Origin of the sequence: Legionella norrlandica (assembly GCF_000770585.1) — a bacterium.
In the GTDB taxonomy this organism is placed as follows: Bacteria; Pseudomonadota; Gammaproteobacteria; order Legionellales; family Legionellaceae; genus Legionella; species Legionella norrlandica.
The window spans coordinates 1-20,120 of record NZ_JNCF01000053.1 but is presented as its reverse complement, the minus strand read 5'-3'; the positions used below and the strand labels follow the sequence as shown (position 1 = coordinate 20,120).

The following is a 20,120-nucleotide window of genomic DNA, read 5'->3' as shown; positions in this document are numbered from 1 at the left end:
TTCAGGGACGTTACCTAATTAATATTTTTTTAATTTTAATTTACTACAATATATATATATAGTGATCTTTTCGGAGCATAAAAAATGCCTAATCATAAATTAAAAATGCCTAACCATAAATTTCATGGTTTTCAAGGTGCTGAATATGGCAATTCACTGGACACTGCAGACGCTATAAAAGATGTGGCAAGAGGAAAAATGGGGGAGGAAAAGTGGAACTTGTAAATACAACTATAGCAAATCTTTTAAAAGAAGCAGACAATCTTCTTAGTTTGCAATTACAAAACCTTATCCTTAATCCTGGGTTTGTATTACAAGGCGTTAAAGCTCGCTATGATTTGTTAGGAGTGGAGGAGGTCAATCAGAACACATTAGATGATTTTTTAGAGAATTATTTTGACAATCAGGGTAATTTAAAGTCAAATTTAGAGTCTACAAATAAAATTTTTCAAGCAATGATAACTAAAGATAAAGACCTGCGATTTAGAAATTTTGAGATCGAAAAAGAAAGTTTATCAGATAAACAAAAATTTATACTAGATTCAATATCGTTTCAATTATGTGCTAATGTGTTAGATGAAGTGGATAAGATGACTAATAAAGTGGTTGAGAGCCATAATTTCTTCCCTGTAGAAACAATTGGTTTCATTACTCAGATGGTTAATAAATATTCAGAAAAACAGCTTGAATTTTACCATATAATTAATTCATTAGACGAAGAACAACAGAAAAAATTTAAAGCTTTAGGGGTAGAACAACAGAGAATAATAAAAACAACGATAGAAAATGTGCATGCTAAAACTAAGTCATTCCAGGAGAACATTACTGCCGATTGGAAGGACTCTGCGAAAACTGCAGAAATAGAACAACCAATACAGCAATATAAGACTGCTGTTGTTAAGGAAAGTATTAGAGTCTTATTGGACGCGGCAGAAGGTAAAGACGCTTCTTTTAACATGAAAAATATAGAGCGCGAAGAACAAGCAGTCAGCCATGTTTTGAAAAAAAGGCGTAATCCTGTGGGTGATGCCATTTTATTCGCACTTACCAATACGATATTGGCCATAGTAACTTTAGGGATTTTCAATATAAGTCATGCAGTTGTCCATCGTGACAGACACCCTAGTGCGGGAAATTTAGCAGAACGAATTGGTCAATCCGTGCTGGATGGCAATTTATTATTTTATGGAAAAACAGATTCTTCCAGGGAATTTACATATCATAATCGAGACTTGCAAGCGGGTATTGAGACTGTTAAAGAACAATTAGTAAACATCAAGAAAGAAGAGCCAGCCAAACAACAATCAGAAGAACAACCAAAGCCAGATGAAAGTGATGAGGAGCAAATCAAACCAGGTAATTCCTGAATAACTAAGAACTAATATTTTAAGCGGTTCAATAGTAGCTCCACCGCTACCCAATTATCTGCGCCGCATGGATGGTCTGGCTGCTTTTAAAAAAGCCTTCTTCCCCTCTGAGCCAGCCTCAATCTTGAAAACATCTACCTCCAATGCCAATCAGAACCATGAGTTTTTTTGGTCAGATTGCCGTTATGACGCCCTTAATATTTTATTAATGATTCCACTCTATAATATATTTAACATAAATATATGAACCAATAAATTAGGATGTAGCGATGCCCAAATTTTTACCAACCAGAATAAAAGAATCTTTAGATGTTTCAGGTGCCTTTGACAATTGTTTTTTTCATACTTATGCAATACATCTTCTTGCAAATAAACTACCTTTACCGAAAGATCTTTTTACTTTTAAATCCATTTTGGGTGATCAAAGTTATGCTTCAGATTTGCAAAAGAGATTTCCTGATTTTGATTCTTTATCTTTATTTAGTGAATATTCAAAACGTAAAAAACCAGAAGAATCTATTTCTTCTAATTTTATTGTAGAAAAAACTCTGGTTCTGGGGTTTCTGATGCGTGAATGGTTTGCCAGTCAAATGTCTCAAAATCTTGGAATTCGTGATTCCATGCAAGAGAATGTGATAGGTAGCTTTAAAAATTACTTGGATTTTCGTTTGGCGGTAGCTAAAGAAGATTTGTTATCGGGTCCAGAGGGAGTATTGTATAGTGCCAATGAATACTTTCTCGAGTATTGCGTTGCTCGTCCCAAAGAAGGAGTTTTAACAGAGTCAGAAAGACGGTTTGAAAAATATTTTACCGACAATGAGAAGGATATAGATAGAGCCTTAATTGCTTTTTGGAAAAGCGAAGGTTATCGCAATTATTGCCTACGTTTCGCAACACCAGGAACTAAGTTATCTCAAGATGATATAACGCCAGTTATTCGATATTTGAATCAACCTGTAACTATTTACAACGCAAGTGCTGGAAAAATTAAAGAAATAGAAGGGGATGAGGAAATACCTAAAATGGAAGTTGTGTTAGATGTGTTGGCTGGGCACTACCATCTTTTAAAAACTGACGATACAGCTTCCTTACTAGAAGAATACGATATTAGTTTTAGACAATATAAGAAAGATAGGGAGGAGGTTCTCGGTATTGAAGGAGATAAACTTCAAGCAGCTAATTCCAAACCTTCCTTATTAGTTGGCTCTATTTGTCCTACAGGGCATCTCAATAAAGCTCCTTTTGCTTTATTACTTGACAAAGTGGACGGTATGAAAAAATTTGTTACGCAGTATGATCTTCTTATAGAACAACAGCGCGTAGAAAGAGAAAAGTACCTTGAGGAGCAGCGNAAGCACGAAGAAGANCAACGCAAAGNTGAAGGAAGCCGAGCAGCGCAAGCANGAAGAAGANCAACGCAAACTGAAGGAAGCCGAGCAGCGTAAACAACAAATGATCACTATAACAATGTCTAAAGTTGATGCTGCAATAGGAACTCTTCGGGATAAAATTGGCCAAGTGGACCAACATCATGCTTCAAAGGCTATTAAAGCAGCAGAAAAATTATTGCTTGCTTTGGAAAGTGCCCGAAATGAATATGAAATTGATTTAAAAAATCCACATACTGATATAGAAAACGCCGGTAAACAATTTAAACAGAAATGTGAAACAGCAATAAACAAAGCAAAGCCCATATTAGAGAAGGATCTAGGCTGGGGTGATTATCTCAAAAATTTACTAAAAACTCTGGTTAATGCGGTTATCTGGACGGTTACTTTTGGAAATGTTAATACGTTTTTTCCTTATGCAAGGTCAGCCTCTATTCAAGCAGTAGAACAAGCCGAACAAGATTTAATACAGAAACCAGGGGCATCTCTGAAATAGAGCTTTAATTAACATGTTCTGTTAATAACCTCCTATACTTATGTCGCGATTTGTTCGCGGCATACCGCATTTTTTATAGGTAATCTTTACAGTCAGCTATTTCTTATGATTCTTAAGATGGTTGACGCTAATTATAAATATCCACAGATTCTGTGGATAACTGTGTGAGTTGTCTGATGATGGATGATTAATAACTCTCTATGAAAATCTTTTTGTATTAACCTTGGTCTTTTCTGTAAGTACTGTACAATATTAACTTTAATACAACTTAATACGATTATGTATAAACCATTAGCTCTTTTTATCGGACTGCGTTATACGCGTTCACGAAAGAAAAATCACTTTGTTTCTTTTATTTCCTTAAGCTCCATGTTGGGTATTGGTATGGGAGTGATGGTATTAATTACCGTTTTATCAGTTATGAATGGATTTGATCTGGAAATTCATCGTCGTTTTTTGGTATGGCACCTGAAATTACCATTACCGGTCCAAATGAACGATTAAGTGATTGGCCTAATCTGGCTAAAAAAATTGAAACTGTCCCAGGAATAAAAGCAATTGCCCCTTATGTTGGAACTCAAGGTCTGTTAACTCATGAAGGTCAGGTATTGCCGATAGTGTTAACTGGTATTTTGCCGGAAAAAGAACAAACGGTGACTCATCTTAATAATAAGTTACTGGCTGGGGATATGAAAAATCTCAAACATTTTGGGATCATTCTAGGAAAAGGGCTTGCAGACAGCCTGGGAGTAATGTTGGGAGATAAAGTGACTATTATGATCCCGGAAGCCACAGTGACTCCTGCCGGAATGATTCCCCGGTTTAAGCGTTTCACAGTTATGGGAGTTTTTTCTGCAGGCACTGGTTTTAATTTTGATACGAAACTCGCTTTTATTAATATTGAAGATGCTCAAAAGTTAATGCAGTTACATAATGATGTGACTGGGATTAAAATGAAAATTGATAATGTGTATCGAGCGCCTGAATTATCTTATAAGCTCTCTAATCTTTTGGGAGAAGAATACCAAGTAGGAAATTGGACACAGCAATTTGGCGCTTTTTTTGAAGCTGTCAAAATGGAAAAAACTATGATGTTCATGATCTTATTACTTATCATCGCAGTAGCTGCTTTTAATCTGGTTTCTTCTTTGGTTATGGTGGTTAATGATAAGCAAGCAGAAATTGCTATTTTAAGAACCATTGGCGCCACGCCATCAATCATTTTATGGATATTTATTGTACAAGGCATGATGGTCGGTATTGTCGGCACAATCCTTGGGTTATTGGGTGGTTTGCTATTAGCTAATAATGCTACTGAAATAGTAAATGCTCTACAGTCTTTTTTCCATGTTAAAGTATTGTCTTCAAGCATCTATTTTGTTGATTACTTACCTTCCAAGATCCTGTTTCGTGATCTTTGGCAAGTTTGTGCAATGGCATTATTAATGAGTTTCGCGGCAACCATTTACCCAGCTTGGCGAGCATCAAAAACGGTTATTGCGGAGGCATTGCATTATGAATGATATTATTTTAACAAGTCAAAAATTGTATAAGTCTTATCATGATGGTTCCTCCAAAGTAGAAGTATTAAAGGGAATTGACTTGTCTATAGAAAAAGGCGATAGGATAGCTATTATTGGGCCATCAGGGTGTGGAAAAAGCACTCTTTTGCATTTGTTGGGTGGTCTTGACAAACCGAGTAGCGGTTCAGTTGTACTAGGTAATATTAATTGGCAAAAAATAAGGGAAAAACAGCGATGTCAATTACGTAATCAACGGTTGGGTTTTGTTTATCAATTTCATCATTTGTTACCAGAGTTTACTGCTCTGGAAAATGTGATGATGCCTTTACTGCTAACTGGCATGACAGTAAAAAATGCTGAGGTAAAGGCTAGCAATATGTTAGAACAGGTAGGTCTTAAATTAAGACTGGAGCATAAACCTTCACAGTTATCTGGTGGGGAGCGACAGAGGGTTGCTATCGCAAGGGCTTTAGTACATCAACCTGATTGTGTATTGGCAGACGAACCAACAGGGAATTTGGATGAGGCAACAGCAAGTAAGGTGTTTGATTTGATGTTGGATCTCAATAAAAAAATGGATACTGCGCTGGTTATAGTAACGCATGATCAACAGATCGCAGAACGCATGGATAAAGTATTAATTTTGCATGAAGGAACTTTACAAACAAAAGAAGAGACTAGATAAAGGAGCTATTAAATGTATACCAAAAGTGATAAGAGTAAGACAATGGAAGTAAAGGCAAAAATCAAGCAAGACAGTGATTTCTCTTCTGTTCCTAATGAGAGTGGCATCTCTCATATTATGATGCCTAAAAGAAATCGTTCATTATCATGTCCTCCATTGCTTCAGGAACAGCTGGGAAATAATAATGGCAAGCCTTCCTTTCTTGTTCAAAAAGGAATAATACCAGGTCTTGCTTTTTTTAATAGGGGAGCTTATGAATTAACTGATATGGGTAAACTAATTTCATCTTCCCCCCTTAATTCACCCCAAAAAACAAAATTAGATACAACATCTAAAGAATCTGCTCAGCATGAAACTCAAGACGAGCAAGCTGAGGATGCTTCAAGATTTACACTAAGAAACTAAGTGTAGTAGAGAGAGTGGGTGTAATAACTAACTCGTAGGGTGCAGTGAAGTGAAACCAGGAACTTGTGTGAAGTTTTAAACCTGGATTTTTATTCGGGCACCCGCTACAAAGCTACAAAAGACTAATAATCCGCATGACCTGGCGTGCGGGGGAATGGTATGACGTCTCGCACATTGGCCACTCCGGTGACATAACTGATTAAACGTTCAAAACCAAGACCAAATCCGGCATGAGGAACAGTGCCGTAGCGGCGCAGATCTCTATACCATTGATAATGCTCTTTATTCAGATTGCATTCTTCCAGGCGTTTATCCAATATTTCTAAACGTTCTTCGCGTTGACTGCCTCCAATGATTTCTCCTATGCCAGGTGCAAGAACGTCCATAGCGGCGACTGTTTTGCCATCATCGTTAAGACGCATATAAAAACCTTTAATTTCCTGTGGATAATTAGTCAGAATCACAGGTTTTTTACAAAGCACTTCAGCCAGATAACGTTCATGCTCTGATTGTAAATCAAGCCCCCAGGTCACTGGGAATTCAAATTTTTGATCACTATTCTCAAGGGCTTTTATAGCATCTGTATAGGTCATAATTTCAAATTCGGAGTTAACAATATGTTCCAATCGCTGAATACATCCTGGAGCAACAAATTGGTTAAAAAAGTCCATATCATCAGCACGTTCTTCAAGAACTACTTTACACAGATACCGCAACATACTTTGGCTGAGCTCACAAATATCTTGCAGATTTGCAAAAGCAATTTCTGGTTCAATCATCCAGAATTCAGCTAGGTGTCGGCTAGTATTAGAGTTTTCGGCACGGAAAGTGGGGCCAAAGGTATATACTTTCGACATAGCCATACAATAGGCTTCAACATTTAATTGGCCAGAAACAGTCAAGAATGTTTCCCTGCCAAAAAAGTCTTTACTGAAATCAATTTGCCCTTGTTCATTTTTGGGTATATTTAATAAATCCAGTGTGGATACCCTGAATAATTCGCCAGCTCCTTCACAGTCACTGGGGGTAATAATAGGAGTATGAATCCAAAAAAAACCTCGTTCGTGGTAAAAGCGGTGAATGGCTTGTGCCAAACAGTGACGGACTCGAGTGACTGCACTTATCGTATTGGTTCTGGGCCGGAGATGTGCTACTTCCCTTAAAAATTCTAGGGTATGTCGTTTCGCTTGAATAGGATAGCTGTCCGGATTTTCGACCCAGCCAACTACTTCAATGTGTTTAGCCTGAATCTCAAAAAATTGCCCTTTCCCTTGGGATGCGATTAATTTCCCAGTAGCTATCATGGAACAACCAGCTGTGAGTTTTAAAACTTCCTGATGATAGTTATTCAGCTGGTCAGTAGCTACAATTTGTATAGGAGAAAAGCAAGAGCCATCGTGCAGACTGATAAAAGATAAGCCAGATTTTGAGTCTCGCCGTGTTTTTACCCAACCTCTTACAGTAACGGTTTCATCAATGCTGATTTCACCGTCAAGACATTGTTTTATAGTAAAGACTTCTGTCATTATATACTCCAAAATCGAAAACGATTAATTCGGGCTTGGAAAGCATTGTCTTCTCTGCTGTATTTTCTAAGCCCTGATTTTAATACGTGATAATACACCAAATAAAATATGTGGGGGAACACCATGTTACAAAGAGTTTTACTGGCATTGCTATGTTTTTATTCTTTTTTAGCTCATGCTGGTGATACCGTGCTAAAGTTATATAGACCTTTTGGTGAGGTATATGACCAAGCGCCACCTATAGTTAAGAAAAAATTATCTGGTCAATGTTATGAACAGTCTCGGTTAATTATACGCGAAGATGCGTGGCGTTGTCAGGCAGAAGGTCAATTATTTGATCCTTGTTTTGCAAAAGCAGGTGGTAAAAAAATGGAAGTTATATGTCCTCAATCGCCATGGGTTGGAGATAGTATACAAATTGATGTCAGTGTTCCTCTAAATAATGAGCATCACAAGACTTTAGATATGTCTCGCACTCTCCCCTGGGCTATAGAGTTGATCAATGGTGAGTTTTGTATTGCTATTGATTCCAATGAACTTTATGATTCAATGCCAGTACGTTATCGTTGTAATTATCAAAATGTCTTAATTGGCCATTTACAACGTTGTAAAACTGTTTGGAGTATGTTGGAGAAAACTCCACAAGGGGTGATAACTGTTGAATTGGGTAGAGCATGGTTTTAATTGGCATTCCGGCGATACAGCGTGAACAGTTGGGGTTTAGGGGCCATTTGGCCCAACAAATAGAATATTAAGAGAGTAATTTTGGACGGATCATTTCGTTTCTGGTGCTGCATTATGAAACGCTGGTATTGCTAAACAGTACTCATTAATTTTATTGATTATAGGGTAATTTGCCATATCAAAATGAAATCGTTTCGCATTGTAAACCTGAGGGATTAAGCAAACATCTGCAAGACTGATTTCATCTCCAAAACAGACTGGTTTTTCACGCTCCAAAAGAGTAAGCCGTTCTTCAAAGGCGTCAAATCCTGCTTTTAACCAATGATGATACCAATCCAGCACTTGATCTTCACTGGCCTTAAATTGCTCTTTTAAGCGTGTTAGCACTCTTAAATTATTCATAGGGTGCATGTCACAAGCCACCATTAAAGCCAAGGATTTTAAAGTGGCTTTTATAAAAGGATCGTTGGGAAGTAAAGGTATTTCAGGATAAGTTTCTTCCAAATAATCAAGTATTGCTAATGATTGACTTAAGATGCGGCCATTAATGTCTAAACTTGGGACTAGTTCTTGTGGATTGATTTGATGATATTTTGCGCTGTGCTGTTCACCGCCATTATTTAACAGATGCACTTCTGTTTTTTCGTATGCAATTTTTTTTAAGTTAAGTGCGATTCTAACTCGATAACAAGCGGTGGAGCGGTAATAGTCGTAAAGTATCATAGGAAATCCTTATGGTACTGCTCAATCACCTGGTCTATGGCACCAAACAGGCTATTTCCATGAGTATCAAACATTTCAATGCGAATTTTGTCTCCAAAGTGCATAAATGGTGTTTTCGCTTGTCCAAATTCTATAATTTCCAACATCCGCTTTTCAGCAATACAAGAAGAGCCCTTGCTGCGATCACGATTAGACACTGTTCCTGAGCCTATAATAGTACCTGTGCTCAACTGTCTTGTTTTTGCCGCATGCTGTATGAGCTCGGGAAAAGAAAAGGTCATATCAATGCCAGCATTAGGTTGGCCAAATAATTGCCCATTCAAATAGCTGTTTAATGGCAAATTAACGCGCTCTCCATCCCAATGTAATCCTAGTTCATCAGGAGTGATTGCTACAGGAGAAAAACTGCTAGCAGGTTTGGATTGAAAAAATCCGAACCCTTTGGCCAGTTCCTCAGGTATCAGATTACGTAGAGAAACGTCATTGACTAACATTAACAATTTGATATGACGAGCAGCATTTTTATGATCTATCCCCATTGGAACATCGTTTGTTATGACTGCTATTTCTGATTCGAAATCAATCCCATAGCTTTCCGAGTCTACTAGAATGGGATCTCTCGGGCCTAAAAAGGCATCAGAGCCTCCTTGGTACATTAGCGGATTAGTCCAAAAATCTGCAGGCATTTCTGCACCCCTTGCTTTACGAACTAACTCGACATGGTTTACATAAGCACTCCCATCTGCCCATTGATAAGCTCGAGGCAATGGCGAAGCACATAATTTAGAATCAAAAGCAAAGGCATCCACAATAAGATTGTCATTTAATTGTTGATAAACTTGCTGCAATTGGGATTCGAGAACATCCCAATGATCTAAGGCATATTGAAGGGTTGGCGCAATGTGTGGGACTTTTGTAGCAGTGGTCAACAATCTGTTAACCACACAAAGTTCTCCATCACGAGATTGAGCGGATTTTAAACTGGCAAGTTTCATAAAAACCTCTTAGCTTAATTCTTTTAATGTACCACGTCTGACTTGATCCCTTTCAATCGCTTCAAACAATGCTTGAAAGTTTCCTTCACCAAATCCTTGGTTGCCTTTGCGTTGAATAATTTCAAAGAAAACTGGTCCAAAAATATTCTCTGTGAAAATTTGTAACAGCAACCCACCTTTGGGATCAACTTCTCCATCGATTAGAATTTTCTCGGTATTTAATTGAGTCAGAGGTTCTTTGTGCCATGGAAGGCGATCTTGGATCATTTCATAATAGGTATCAGGTACATCCAGGAATTTTACACCTTGCTTTCTTAAGCTGTTTACTGTTTTATAAATGTCGTTGGTATTTAAAGCAATATGCTGAATACCTTCCCCGTGATATTCGTGAAGAAATTCTTCAATTTGAGATAAATCGTCTTTTGATTCATTGAGAGGAATTTTGATTTTGCCGCAAGGACTGCCTAATGCTCTACTGACCAAGCCGGTCATTTTCCCTTTGATGTCAAAAAACCGAATTTCTTTAAAATTGAAAATGGACTCATAAAAACTAGCCCATTTGTCCATATTGCCTCGATAGACATTGTGAGTGAGATGATCTATTGCTGTTAAACCATTTCCAAAAACAGGTTCTGTTGAGGTGATTTCCCATTCTTGAGAGAAGGTTGATGTTGCTCATCCACGAAATAAATAACGCTACCGCCAATAGCTTGAATGGCTGGCAAACCATGATTGGCATGGGGAGCATCTTGAAATGCAGTAGCACCATGTGTGATAGCATATTGAAAGGCAGCTTTGGCATCCTTCACTTTGAATCCCATAGCGCAAGCTCCTGCTCCATGGGTTGATGCATGCGCTTCGGCTTGGCAATGAGGGGCTGCATTCACTATAAATTGGATTTCCCCTTGTCTAAAAAGAGTAATGTCCTGATTTTTATGATTTGCTACGGCTTGAAAGCCCATTTGAGAGAATTGTTGGTGTAATTTGTTTTTATCCGGGCCTGAAAATTCTAAAAAGGCAAAGCCATCTAATCCGCAGGGGTTGTTATTTTGCATTATCACATTCTCCTTGTAGTCATACATGTATAGCAGCACCATTTGCCTAACCAAGATTTTAAAATAATGGCGAATAGATACTTCCAAATTTAAATAGGTTGTACTAAAAACATGCCATCTGCTATAGCTAATAAGCTCACCAATACTCTAGAGTCGTTTTTAATTAACTCATTCAATTTTTTAATTTCTCTGGTTTGCCGCTTGTATCATTGGGATCAATAACCTTCCCATCCCAAAAAATATTATCTATAGCAATTAATCCCCGTGGCGTAATCAATTTTAAAGCGAATTCATAGTAATTTAGATAGTTGGTTTTATCAGCATCGATAAAAATAAAATCAAATTGATGTTCCCCTCCCTCATTAAGTAGTGAGCTTAATGTTTCAAGAGCAGGTCCAAGACGCAATGTAATTTTGTGATCCTGTTTTGCTTGGCGCCAATAAGGATGGGCGTGTTTAGTCCACTCCTCATTAATATCACAGGTTATTAGCTGTCCATCGTCCGGCAAAGCAAGAGACATGGCTAATGCGCTATAACCTGTAAATGTCCCAAGTTCCAATACTTTTTTTGCCCGAATCAAGCGTATGAGCAGTTGCATAAATTGCGCTTGTTCAGGAGCAACCTGCATATTGGCTAACTCCATAGTGGATGTTTCCTGGCGTAAAGCAGCCAATGCCGGATGTTCACGTAAGGAAATATCAAGCATGTATTCATACAGCTCAGGAGTAAGGGATAAATGTTTCATAAAGTAGTACCAGTTTAAGCTAATTTTTCCTTAGCTAATGTATCAGCAATTTCACTTGTTGGTAAGTTATCTTTAGCAGAACGAGTAAAAATCTCAGTTAATGAATCATAAATACTATCGATTTGCTCGCTCACTTTTTCTTCAGGGGTATGTAAATATTTAGAGGCAGCAAATATCAGGCCTCCCGCATTAATAACATAATCCACTGCAAATAAAATACCTTTTTCATGTAGAATCTTACCATGATAAGTATGAGCCAGTTGATTGTTCGCAGCCCCAGCAATAATAGTAGTTTGTAGCTGGGGAATAGTAAGATCATTAATGATTGCACCCAAAGCGCAAGGAGCAAATACATCGCAAGGTACTTTGTGGATAACGTCAGTGCTGACAGCCTGAGCTCCTAATTCCTGAACAGCCATATCCACAGCTGCTGGAGAAATGTCAGCAACAGTTAGGGTAGCTCCCAATTCCCATAATGCCTTAGCCAAAGCATACCCAACATGCCCCAAGCCCTGTATCGCAATATGAAGGCCCTTCAAACTGTCGTTCCCTAATTTAAAAGCAACTGCCGCTTGAATTCCCCGCAATATTCCTTTAGCAGTAAAAGGAGATGGATCTCCATTATATTTGGATAAACTGGCTACATAATCAGTATGTTCAGCAATAATATCCATGTCACTCAATTCAGTGCCACTATCCAAAGCAGTGATATACCTGCCATTCAATTCATTAACAAATTCACCAAAACGATGCATATACTCAGTACGATTAAATGCTCCCTTAGGTTTTATAATGACGGATTTACCACCACCAAGAGGTAAATTGACAGAAGCAGCCTTAAAGCTCATTCCTCTAGCCAAACGCATAGCATCTTTTAAAGCAGCCGCCGTATTAGGATATTCAATAAAACGGCATCCTCCCAAAGCAGGGCCCAGCTTAGTGCTATGAATAGCAATCATAGCCTTCATACCAGTTTGCGGATCAACCTTAAAATGTAAATCACCAAATCCATGAGACAATGCATATTCGAGGAAATCTTCTTCAGCTAAAACCTGGTTATCATTTTTAATATTGTCAACAGACATCATTTTTTAGGCTCCTCTTGCAATAATTTTGGGAGAAGTTATAGACCTATTCGTTAATTAAATCAATGTTATTCTTATCGAACGGTCGTATTTGGCGCATCTTGAGAAAAAAACACTCTAAAAATGCTCATGTACTCTAATGTACACTGCGCTTTTTTAGAGAGTTTATTTTCTCAACCTGCACTCAAATCCGACCGTTCGTTTGTTTAGGTTGTATTTGGCGCATCTTGAGAAAAAAATACACTAAAAATAATCATGTACTCTAATGTATAAACTAGTATGGTGTATTGAGGTTTGCTGGTATACACTAATTTGAATGTGAACGTAAAAAATGGAGCATGTCATGAGAAAAATTGCCTTCATGCTAGGCTTAATAACTTTAACCCCTTTGGTTTGGGCAGATAACGATACGCCGCCTTTGGTGCTTGATAAGATTTTTTTTCAAATTTCTGCTAAAAAATGGGTTACTACGCAAACAGCCTTATTAAATGTGAGTATTAATGCGACATTAAGCAATGCTGATCTAGTAAAGGCACGTGCTGATATTATGGATAGCTTGAATAAAATTGCGAAAGGAGAATGGCATTTGGTGCAATTCGATCGCTCTCAGGATAGTTCTGGCCTTGAGAAATTATATGTTCAAGCGCAGGCAAGAGTTGATCAATCAGCGTTGACTAATATTTACCAAAATGCAAAATCTGTGAGTAAGCCTGGCGCTAAATATGAGATAAGCGGTGTGGAATTCAAACCCAGTCTGGAAGAAACCCAAGGGATTCGAGCCAAGATTCGTGAGCAATTGTATCAACAAGTGAATGATGAAATTACCCGGATGAACAAAGCATACCCTAAACAAAATTATTCTGTCAGTAACTTAGTTTTTATAGAGGGTGAGAGTGTTCCCATGCAACCGAGAGCCTATCAGGCTAAAGAGATTAATGCATTGGCTATGGCTGCAGCTCCCGCACCTTTAACAGTGAGTAATGAATTAGTAATGACGGCAATGGTCGAAGCGGCATCTAATCGCAAGCAGGGAGACTAATTTGTTGTCACTTGAAAAAATTATTGGCCACCGAGGGGCATCAGGCTATGCCCCTGAAAATACTATAGCAGCTTTCAATAAAGCATTGTCTTTGGGATGTCGCTGGATTGAGTTTGATGTGATGTGTAGTCTGGATGGTGAGCCTTTTATTATTCATGATGAGAATTTGAAACGTACGACCAATGGAAAGGGAGAGGTTGGCTTAGTGGAAGCTGCCTATCTTAATACCCTTGATGCTGGCTCCTGGTTTTCCAAAGAGTATCAAGGAGAAAAAATTCCGCATTTTACGGAGGTTTTAAAATGGTTGTCCTCTTCCAAAGTTCAAGCCAATATCGAAATTAAACCTTATCCAGGAACTGCCGAAAAAACTACTGTTGCGGTACTAAGTCATATCCATCGTTACTGGCCACAAAATAAAGAATTACCCCTCTTATCTTGTTTTGATTGGGATGCTTTGGTGTTATGCCGAAGCATTGCTCCTGAAATTCCTTTAGGATTATTATTACATGAGTGGGATGAGCATTGGCTACAGAAAGCGAAACAATTGGAATGTTATTCCATACATTTTAATAGAAAAATATTAACTGCCGATCGTGTGAAAGCCGTGAAGGAACAAGGCTATACAGTATGTGCCTACACTGTGAATCGCAAGCGTTTGGCGAAAAAATTATTTAATTGGGGTGTTGATGCGGTCTTCAGCGATTATCCAGATTTATTAAAATGAAAATAGCCCATAATTATCTTTTTTTATTCTTGTTTATTTTCCTTAGCGCTATAACAGCGCAGGCTAAGCCAATAGAATTGATTTTTTGGCATGGTATGGCCGGGCATCTGGGTGATGAAGTCCGTTTACTGGTTGATGATTTTAATAACAGCCAAGACGAATACCGAATAAGGCCTGTTTATAAAGGAAATTATACTGAAACTCTAACTAATTTTGCAGCGGCATTTAGAGCGCATCAGGCGCCAGCAATAGTGCAAATCTTTGAAGTAGGCACATCCCTTATGCTGGCACCTGAAGGAGTAATTCATCCAGTTGATTTGTTAATGCGCGAGCAAGGCATGAATTTGCCCAAGGATGATTTTATTCAATCAGTACGTGAATTCTATAGCAGGGATGGACAATTAATGGCAATGCCCTTTAATCTTTCTGCACCGGTTTTATATTATAACCTGGATATTTTAGCCAAAGTTGGATATAACGAGAACAATTTTCCAAAAACCTGGTCAGAAATGGAAATCATGGCGGAAAAAATTAAAAAAGCAGGTTATGATTGTACTTATACTACTGCTTATCCAGGTTGGGTATTATTTGAATCTTACCTGGCTATTCATGGCTTACCCCTCACTCAAGGCGAACCTGCCCATGCGGCATTTCATACCCCACAGTTGCTTTCCCATTTTCAGCGATTAAAGCGTTGGCATGATTTGCATTATTTTCGTTATGGTGGTCGTGTTGATGATGCCACAATTTTATTTACCAGCAGTGTGTGTCCCTTATTTAGCCAATCTTCTGGCGCTTATAATAGCTTGTCTGCTATTACTCCTTTTCATTTGGGGGTGGCAACCATGCCTTTGGATATTAATGCAAGTAAAGTCAGGCATGCCAATGTAGTAGGAGGCGCTGCTTTATGGGCAGTCGGAGGACAAACACAAAAGCAATATCGAGGGATTGCAAAATTTTTTGCATTTATTGCAAAACCAGAAGTGCAAAAGCGCTGGCATGAACATACTGGTTATTTACCTCTTGGCTTAAAGGGAATTTATGCGGATATTGTGCAATCAAGTCAGCATCCTGCTTTATTATTGGCAAGAACTGATCTGGAAGATAATTTCCAGGTGAGATCTTTTAGGCATTTTGGGCCTCAAAATCAAATTCGTGGAATTAATGATGAGGTTCTGGAAGCAATGTTTGCTGGTTTGATTAGTCCTGAAAACGCCTTACGTGAGGCAACAATAAGAGCCAACCATATTCTGTTACGTTTTGCGAGAAATACGAGAGCTGTAAGAAGAGTTGGTAATAGAGTTGAAGGGGATCTTGGTTAAGTTGATCATTTAAGGAATCAACTATTCGGTGTAGAGTTTGGAGAGAGGTCTAAGAGTTTCTCGGTTGGGGGGAAGCTTGATAAATGAAGAAGTTTATTATTAATTTATTCAAAGGATGGGATTATGATAATAAGATTCTCAAAAGTGCTGCTTGTTATTGCTGTTTCATTTTTCTGTTTGTTAACGGCGTTTGGCAATATCACTGATTATCCGACTAATTTTCCTGCCGTGGTCAAGGTGATGACAATGACGGATGTATTCCCTAATTCCACTATCACTTATAGAGCAATCACTAATCCTACGCTGCATTATATTGCTTTTATCATCATTATTATTATGGAATGTTTAACGGCAGTGTTTTCTGGGATTGGAGCATGGAAATTATTCAAGGCGAGAAACGAGAGCGCGGAAGTGTTTAATCACTCTAAGAGTTGGGCCATTGGAGGGCTTACTTTAGGTTTTATGACTTGGCAAGTAATTTTTATGTCCATAGGTGCGGAATGGTTTGGTATGTGGATGTCGCCTATGCTTAATTCGGCGCTTACCACTGCGTTTCATATTTTTATTACTATATTAGCCGTAATGATTTATTTGCTCATCAAGGACGAGTAAGATAAAGCTGGTCTTCGCTTTGTAACAGCCCACTCACTTCATGGCACCGACAGGAGGAGTGAGCTGCTACTTCGTTTTAGCCCAGCCCTAACCTGCGTCTATTATATAGATATCCAATTTATTGAAAAACAGGGTATAAATTTTTTGAGATGTTTTCTTCTTCCAGAGCAGTATCTTTTTCTTGCGGCACTTGGTGTTCCGATTTACTGAAAAATGTCACCACCTCTTTTTTATTTTTATTGAGCACTTTAATAGGGTCAAAAGACTGGAATTCATCAAAGCATTCAACAAATTTTGCTGTTGTATAGCAAGCCATAAAATAGGTAGATAAAGTCACAGTAATGCCCAGGATGGGTTCACAGGAGGTTAATGGGAGGCCTATTGATAGGCAAGCCATAGAGCTGAAGAACGCTGCTGTAGCCCAAAACATCATTTCACAAACTTTAAAGAAATTAGCAAAAATAATTTCTGCTTGTTGAGATTGCTTTGTTTGTTTTATTGACTCAAATGCCTTATCCGCATTAATTTCTCCAGATTTTACTTGGGAGGCCAACTTAATAAAGGCTTCGTATTCTTTAATAACTTTGATGGCTTCGTCTTTATCGTTCACTTTATTAAAAGAACAGAGGTAATAGATTTTAATCTGCTCTAATTTTTGAATAAAATTTCTTGATAATTCTTTTTGGTCAAAAAGTTGATAGAACTGCTGATCGCAATTTTGTAAGCGCTTGGCCAACAACGATATATTGCTTAAAGAAGGCATAATTTCCTCAATTTTAAGTATAAATTTATAATGAATTATTGATCTACATATACCCAAAGGGATTGCATGCTATCATATTTCAGGAAAAATGAAAGATGAGGTATGTTCATGTTTTCAGCAAAGGAAACTAATCTAAGGTCTAACATTCAGGCAAATTAACAGCTAGACCACCCATGGATGTTTCTTTATAAATACTTTGCATGTCCATTCCAGTTTGCTTCATCGTTTTGATGACCTTATCTAAAGAAATTTGATGTTGGCCATCACCAATAAGCGCCATTCGGGTTGCATTAACCGCTTTCACTGCACCCATCGCATTTCTCTCGATGCAAGGTATTTGAACAAGCCCCAAAACAGGATCACAAGTCATTCCCAGATGATGTTCCATGGCAATTTCCGCAGCATTTTCAACTTGCTCAATAGTGCCACCAAGTACCGCAGTTAAGCCTGCAGCCGCCATAGAGGAGGCAACACCAACCTCACCTTGACAGCCCACTTCAGCACCAGAAATAGAAGCTCCTTTTTTGTAAAGGATTCCTATTGCTGCAGCAGTTAGGAAATAAGTATAGATATCTTCATTGCTCATTTTATCGTGAGCCAGTTGGCAATATTTAAGGACAGCAGGGATAATTCCAGCTGCTCCGTTCGTTGGAGCAGTTACAATTCGTCCTCCGGCTGCATTTTCTTCATTGACAGCCATGGCATAAAGATTCAGATGATTCATAACATCGGATTGCTCAAAAACACTTTTCACACCCTTTTGATCAATTAGTTTTCTATATAAATCAGGAGCACGGCGTTTTAAATGAAGTCCTCCTGGTAATATACCATCATGCTTGCAACCGTTAGTGATGCAGTTATCCATAACTTTGGCAATTTCTAAAATTCCTTTATGAATTTCTGCTGTACTTCTCCAGGTCTTTTCATTGACTAGCATAAGTTCGGCAATTGTTAAATGATGTTTTTTACATAGCCTCAATAATTCGTTTGCAGTTGAAAAAGGGTAAGGGGGGGGATTAGTGTCTGCTGTAGACTTGTCAAATTCCTCTTCAGTAGTAATAAAGCCACCGCCAATAGAGTAATAGACTTGATTGGCGAGTAAGTGACCACTGTCATTAAAAGCAGAAAAGCACATCCCATTACTGTGCTTGGGTAATAATTCTTTTTGTAAAAATAAAAAATCGGTTGCTTCATTAAAAGTTATATTTTTCTTTCCAGCTAAGTTTAGCGAATGTGAAGTAAGAATTTCATGCATTCTGGGAATCATAGATTCTGGCTCGACTGTTTCTGGCGCTTTGTTTTCGAGACCATTTAAAATCGCTTTATCTGTGCCATGTCCTTTACCTGTCAGAGCAAGTGAGCCATAGAGTTCCACTTTTATTCTTTGAGTTTTATTAAAGAGATCTTTTTGTTCGAGCAATCGTAGAAAAGCATTGGCTGCTAACATAGGACCAACAGTGTGCGAACTCGAAGGCCCAATTCCTATAGAAAATAAATCAAAAACACTAATATTCATTTCTGTTGAAATCTCTTGTTTTATTTAAAAGCAAGTGTAGAAGGATATTGCCTTTTTGTCTATTAGGCTTCATCTATAAGTGGCATCTTTTGTTCTATCATTGGCTAGAAACATTTCGGTTGCGCTCATTTATAGTCTGAAACTCTAATCTTGGAAATATTTCCGTCTTTATAAATAAACCAAAATATGTGCAAATTTAACAAAAAGTCCATCATATAACTAAATAATAGCTTATGACTGGTAATTTTATGAGAATTTAGGCAAAATTAGCGAGCTATTTGATTTTGTTTTATGTTTTACTTATTGTAATGAGCGAGATTAGAACTTAAGTTATGTCTATAATAGGGGATTGTTTATGAAGATGAAATTGGTCAGTGCAGCTGTTATGGGGTTAGCAATGTCGACAGCAATAGCTGCCACCGATGCTACATCATTAGCTACAGATAAAGATAAATTGTCATATAGTATTGGTGCTGATTTAGGGAAAAATTTTAAAAACCAAGGTATTGATGTGAATCCAGAAGCACTAGCAAAGGGTATGCAAGATGCAATGGGTGGTTCTCAATTGGCTTTAACTGATCAGCAAATGAAAGATGTTCTTAATAAATTTCAGAAAGATTTGATGGCTAAGCGTACCGCTGAATTCAATAAAAAAGCTGATGAAAACAAAGTAAAAGGTGAGAATTTTTTAACTGAAAATAAGAATAAACCAGGTGTCGTTGCATTACCAAGTGGTTTACAATATAAAATTATTTCCTCTGGAAATGGTGTTAAACCCGGAAAATCAGATACTGTAACCGTAGAGTACACTGGTCGTCTCATTGATGGAACTGTTTTTGACAGCACCGAAAAAACTGGCAAGCCAGCCACTTTTCAGGTTTCACAAGTAATTCCAGGATGGACTGAAGCTTTACAATTAATGCCAGCTGGTTCTACTTGGGAAATTTATGTTCCATCAGGCTTGGCTTATGGCCCACGTAGTGTTGGGGGACCAATAGGGCCTAACGAAACCTTAATATTTAAAATTCATTTGATTTCCGTGAAAAAAACATCTTAAGGTTGTAAAGATTCCTTTAGTAGTTTGGGTCATTTTGACCAACATGGGATGCTGGAGAGCTCTCAATGTTGGGTCAAAATGACCAACGTGCTTTTTAGATATGAAAAATAATTCTTTATTTCTCTATATAGTAACCAAATACAGAGTGATCTAGGGAATGAATAAGCGTCTGTTTATTGTTTTCATTTTAGGCTTTTCTTCTGGCTTGCCTATGGCATTAATCAGCAGTACTTTGCAGGCATGGTATGCAAATAATGGTATGTCAGTACTTATTACAGGAGCGTTAAGCCTGGTTAGCCTGCCTTACGCCTATCGTATTTTTTGGGGACCGATTTTAGATCGCTATTCTTTATTTAGCTTAGGTAAAAGAAGAAGTTGGATTTTAACCATGCAAATATTATTGCTGTTGG

At 37.9% G+C, this 20,120-nt stretch carries 18 protein-coding genes and 4 pseudogenes; 14 read left to right on the top strand and 8 right to left on the bottom strand.

The annotated features are described in order from the left end of the window. Nucleotides 1-84: 84 nt before the first annotated feature. The 7 genes and pseudogenes from OK13_RS14580 to OK13_RS10945 all read left to right on the top strand — a co-directional run bounded on the left by OK13_RS14580 (nucleotide 85) and on the right by OK13_RS10945 (nucleotide 5,864). A complete protein-coding gene (locus tag OK13_RS14580) occupies nucleotides 85-225 on the top strand; it encodes a hypothetical protein (protein WP_160264748.1) in 141 nt (46 codons plus the stop codon). Next, nucleotides 213-1,367, top strand: coding sequence for a hypothetical protein (locus OK13_RS10970; RefSeq protein WP_035890806.1), 1,155 nt, complete (start codon nucleotides 213-215; stop codon nucleotides 1,365-1,367). The genes OK13_RS14580 and OK13_RS10970 overlap by 13 nt, the downstream gene beginning before the upstream one ends. 269 nt (nucleotides 1,368-1,636) lie before the next feature. Then, nucleotides 1,637-2,812 carry a Dot/Icm T4SS effector Ceg23 gene (gene ceg23 / locus OK13_RS16200; protein ID WP_052117665.1) on the top strand — a complete coding sequence of 392 codons (1,176 nt, stop codon included), beginning with the start codon at nucleotides 1,637-1,639 and terminating at the stop codon, nucleotides 2,810-2,812. 22 nt (nucleotides 2,813-2,834) lie between these two features. Next, nucleotides 2,835-3,251: a hypothetical protein gene (locus OK13_RS10960; RefSeq protein ID WP_152571684.1), complete on the top strand. Its 417-nt coding sequence runs from the start codon at nucleotides 2,835-2,837 to the stop codon at nucleotides 3,249-3,251. Nucleotides 3,252-3,530: 279 nt separating this feature from the next. Continuing rightward, a pseudogene (locus tag OK13_RS10955) lies at nucleotides 3,531-4,774 on the top strand (lipoprotein-releasing ABC transporter permease subunit). After that, complete coding sequence (lolD, locus tag OK13_RS10950) at nucleotides 4,767-5,459, top strand: lipoprotein-releasing ABC transporter ATP-binding protein LolD (protein ID WP_035890805.1); 693 nt, start codon at nucleotides 4,767-4,769, stop codon at nucleotides 5,457-5,459. Before OK13_RS10955 ends, lolD begins: the two are co-directional and overlap by 8 nt. A 12-nt stretch (nucleotides 5,460-5,471) precedes the next feature. After that, nucleotides 5,472-5,864: a hypothetical protein gene (locus OK13_RS10945; protein WP_035890804.1), complete on the top strand. Its 393-nt coding sequence runs from the start codon at nucleotides 5,472-5,474 to the stop codon at nucleotides 5,862-5,864. A 122-nt stretch (nucleotides 5,865-5,986) separates the two neighbouring features. Here the strand turns inward: OK13_RS10945 and asnS are convergent, their stop codons facing one another. Next, nucleotides 5,987-7,390 carry an asparagine--tRNA ligase gene (asnS, locus tag OK13_RS10940; protein ID WP_035890803.1) on the bottom strand — a complete coding sequence of 468 codons (1,404 nt, stop codon included), beginning with the start codon at nucleotides 7,388-7,390 and terminating at the stop codon, nucleotides 5,987-5,989. Between the two features lie 123 nt (nucleotides 7,391-7,513). Here asnS and OK13_RS10935 point away from each other — a divergent pair, with 123 nt between their 5' ends. Then, nucleotides 7,514-8,074: a hypothetical protein gene (locus OK13_RS10935; protein ID WP_035890802.1), complete on the top strand. Its 561-nt coding sequence runs from the start codon at nucleotides 7,514-7,516 to the stop codon at nucleotides 8,072-8,074. Between the two features lie 90 nt (nucleotides 8,075-8,164). On the opposite strand, the gene maiA is transcribed toward OK13_RS10935, so the two are convergent. The 5 genes and pseudogenes from maiA to OK13_RS10910 form a co-directional block, all read right to left on the bottom strand. Next, complete coding sequence (maiA, locus tag OK13_RS10930; RefSeq protein WP_035890801.1) at nucleotides 8,165-8,797, bottom strand: maleylacetoacetate isomerase; 633 nt, start codon at nucleotides 8,795-8,797, stop codon at nucleotides 8,165-8,167. Beyond that, nucleotides 8,794-9,792 carry a fumarylacetoacetate hydrolase family protein gene (locus tag OK13_RS10925; RefSeq protein ID WP_035890800.1) on the bottom strand — a complete coding sequence of 333 codons (999 nt, stop codon included), beginning with the start codon at nucleotides 9,790-9,792 and terminating at the stop codon, nucleotides 8,794-8,796. Before OK13_RS10925 ends, maiA begins: the two co-directional genes overlap by 4 nt. Before the next feature lie 9 nt (nucleotides 9,793-9,801). Then, nucleotides 9,802-10,847: pseudogene (hppD, locus tag OK13_RS10920) on the bottom strand (4-hydroxyphenylpyruvate dioxygenase). Nucleotides 10,848-10,936: 89 nt separating this feature from the next. Further along, a pseudogene (locus tag OK13_RS10915) lies at nucleotides 10,937-11,592 on the bottom strand (class I SAM-dependent methyltransferase). 14 nt (nucleotides 11,593-11,606) lie between these two features. After that, on the bottom strand, nucleotides 11,607-12,680 hold the full coding sequence (locus OK13_RS10910) for a Leu/Phe/Val dehydrogenase (protein ID WP_035890799.1): 1,074 nt from the start codon (nucleotides 12,678-12,680) through the stop codon (nucleotides 11,607-11,609). Between the two features lie 340 nt (nucleotides 12,681-13,020). On the opposite strand from OK13_RS10910, the gene OK13_RS10905 reads away from it, so the two are divergent. The 4 genes from OK13_RS10905 to OK13_RS10890 all read left to right on the top strand — a co-directional run bounded on the left by OK13_RS10905 (nucleotide 13,021) and on the right by OK13_RS10890 (nucleotide 16,374). Beyond that, complete coding sequence (locus tag OK13_RS10905; RefSeq protein ID WP_035890798.1) at nucleotides 13,021-13,716, top strand: hypothetical protein; 696 nt, start codon at nucleotides 13,021-13,023, stop codon at nucleotides 13,714-13,716. Nucleotides 13,717-13,720: 4 nt separating this feature from the next. After that, the gene (ugpQ, locus tag OK13_RS10900) at nucleotides 13,721-14,440 is read left to right on the top strand and encodes a glycerophosphodiester phosphodiesterase (protein ID WP_035890807.1); all 720 of its coding nucleotides are present in this window, start codon (nucleotides 13,721-13,723) and stop codon (nucleotides 14,438-14,440) included. Beyond that, nucleotides 14,437-15,762, top strand: coding sequence for an extracellular solute-binding protein (locus OK13_RS10895; RefSeq protein WP_035890797.1), 1,326 nt, complete (start codon nucleotides 14,437-14,439; stop codon nucleotides 15,760-15,762). Before ugpQ ends, OK13_RS10895 begins: the two co-directional genes overlap by 4 nt. Before the next feature lie 123 nt (nucleotides 15,763-15,885). Next, nucleotides 15,886-16,374, top strand: a complete 489-nt coding sequence (locus OK13_RS10890) for a DUF2165 family protein (protein ID WP_035890796.1) — start codon at nucleotides 15,886-15,888, stop codon at nucleotides 16,372-16,374. Nucleotides 16,375-16,492: 118 nt separating this feature from the next. On the opposite strand, the gene OK13_RS10885 is transcribed toward OK13_RS10890, so the two are convergent. Together OK13_RS10885 and OK13_RS10880 are read right to left on the bottom strand one after the other, a co-directional pair. Further along, a complete protein-coding gene (locus OK13_RS10885; protein WP_035890795.1) occupies nucleotides 16,493-17,137 on the bottom strand; it encodes a DUF5638 domain-containing protein in 645 nt (214 codons plus the stop codon). A gap of 139 nt (nucleotides 17,138-17,276) precedes the next feature. Then, entirely contained in the window at nucleotides 17,277-18,653 is a 1,377-nt protein-coding gene (locus tag OK13_RS10880) for an L-serine ammonia-lyase (RefSeq protein ID WP_035890794.1), read from the bottom strand. Nucleotides 18,654-19,008: 355 nt separating this feature from the next. Here OK13_RS10880 and mip point away from each other — a divergent pair, with 355 nt between their 5' ends. Further along, the gene (mip, locus tag OK13_RS10875) at nucleotides 19,009-19,710 is read left to right on the top strand and encodes a macrophage infectivity potentiator Mip (RefSeq protein ID WP_035890793.1); all 702 of its coding nucleotides are present in this window, start codon (nucleotides 19,009-19,011) and stop codon (nucleotides 19,708-19,710) included. A 157-nt stretch (nucleotides 19,711-19,867) separates the two neighbouring features. Then, nucleotides 19,868-20,120: pseudogene (locus OK13_RS10870) on the top strand (AmpG family muropeptide MFS transporter); the annotation flags it as partial.

Coding starts and splice junctions, on each gene's coding strand:
- OK13_RS14580 (WP_160264748.1), top strand. CDS start 85: ATGCCTAATCATAAATTAAAAATGCCTAACCATAAATTTCATGGTTTT.
- OK13_RS10960 (WP_152571684.1), top strand. CDS start 2,835: ATGTCTAAAGTTGATGCTGCAATAGGAACTCTTCGGGATAAAATTGGC.
- lolD (WP_035890805.1), top strand. CDS start 4,767: ATGAATGATATTATTTTAACAAGTCAAAAATTGTATAAGTCTTATCAT.
- OK13_RS10945 (WP_035890804.1), top strand. CDS start 5,472: ATGTATACCAAAAGTGATAAGAGTAAGACAATGGAAGTAAAGGCAAAA.
- asnS (WP_035890803.1), bottom strand. CDS start 7,390: ATGACAGAAGTCTTTACTATAAAACAATGTCTTGACGGTGAAATCAGC.
- OK13_RS10935 (WP_035890802.1), top strand. CDS start 7,514: ATGTTACAAAGAGTTTTACTGGCATTGCTATGTTTTTATTCTTTTTTA.
- maiA (WP_035890801.1), bottom strand. CDS start 8,797: ATGATACTTTACGACTATTACCGCTCCACCGCTTGTTATCGAGTTAGA.
- OK13_RS10925 (WP_035890800.1), bottom strand. CDS start 9,792: ATGAAACTTGCCAGTTTAAAATCCGCTCAATCTCGTGATGGAGAACTT.
- OK13_RS10910 (WP_035890799.1), bottom strand. CDS start 12,680: ATGATGTCTGTTGACAATATTAAAAATGATAACCAGGTTTTAGCTGAA.
- OK13_RS10905 (WP_035890798.1), top strand. CDS start 13,021: ATGAGAAAAATTGCCTTCATGCTAGGCTTAATAACTTTAACCCCTTTG.
- OK13_RS10895 (WP_035890797.1), top strand. CDS start 14,437: ATGAAAATAGCCCATAATTATCTTTTTTTATTCTTGTTTATTTTCCTT.
- OK13_RS10890 (WP_035890796.1), top strand. CDS start 15,886: ATGATAATAAGATTCTCAAAAGTGCTGCTTGTTATTGCTGTTTCATTT.
- OK13_RS10885 (WP_035890795.1), bottom strand. CDS start 17,137: ATGCCTTCTTTAAGCAATATATCGTTGTTGGCCAAGCGCTTACAAAAT.
- OK13_RS10880 (WP_035890794.1), bottom strand. CDS start 18,653: ATGAATATTAGTGTTTTTGATTTATTTTCTATAGGAATTGGGCCTTCG.
- mip (WP_035890793.1), top strand. CDS start 19,009: ATGAAGATGAAATTGGTCAGTGCAGCTGTTATGGGGTTAGCAATGTCG.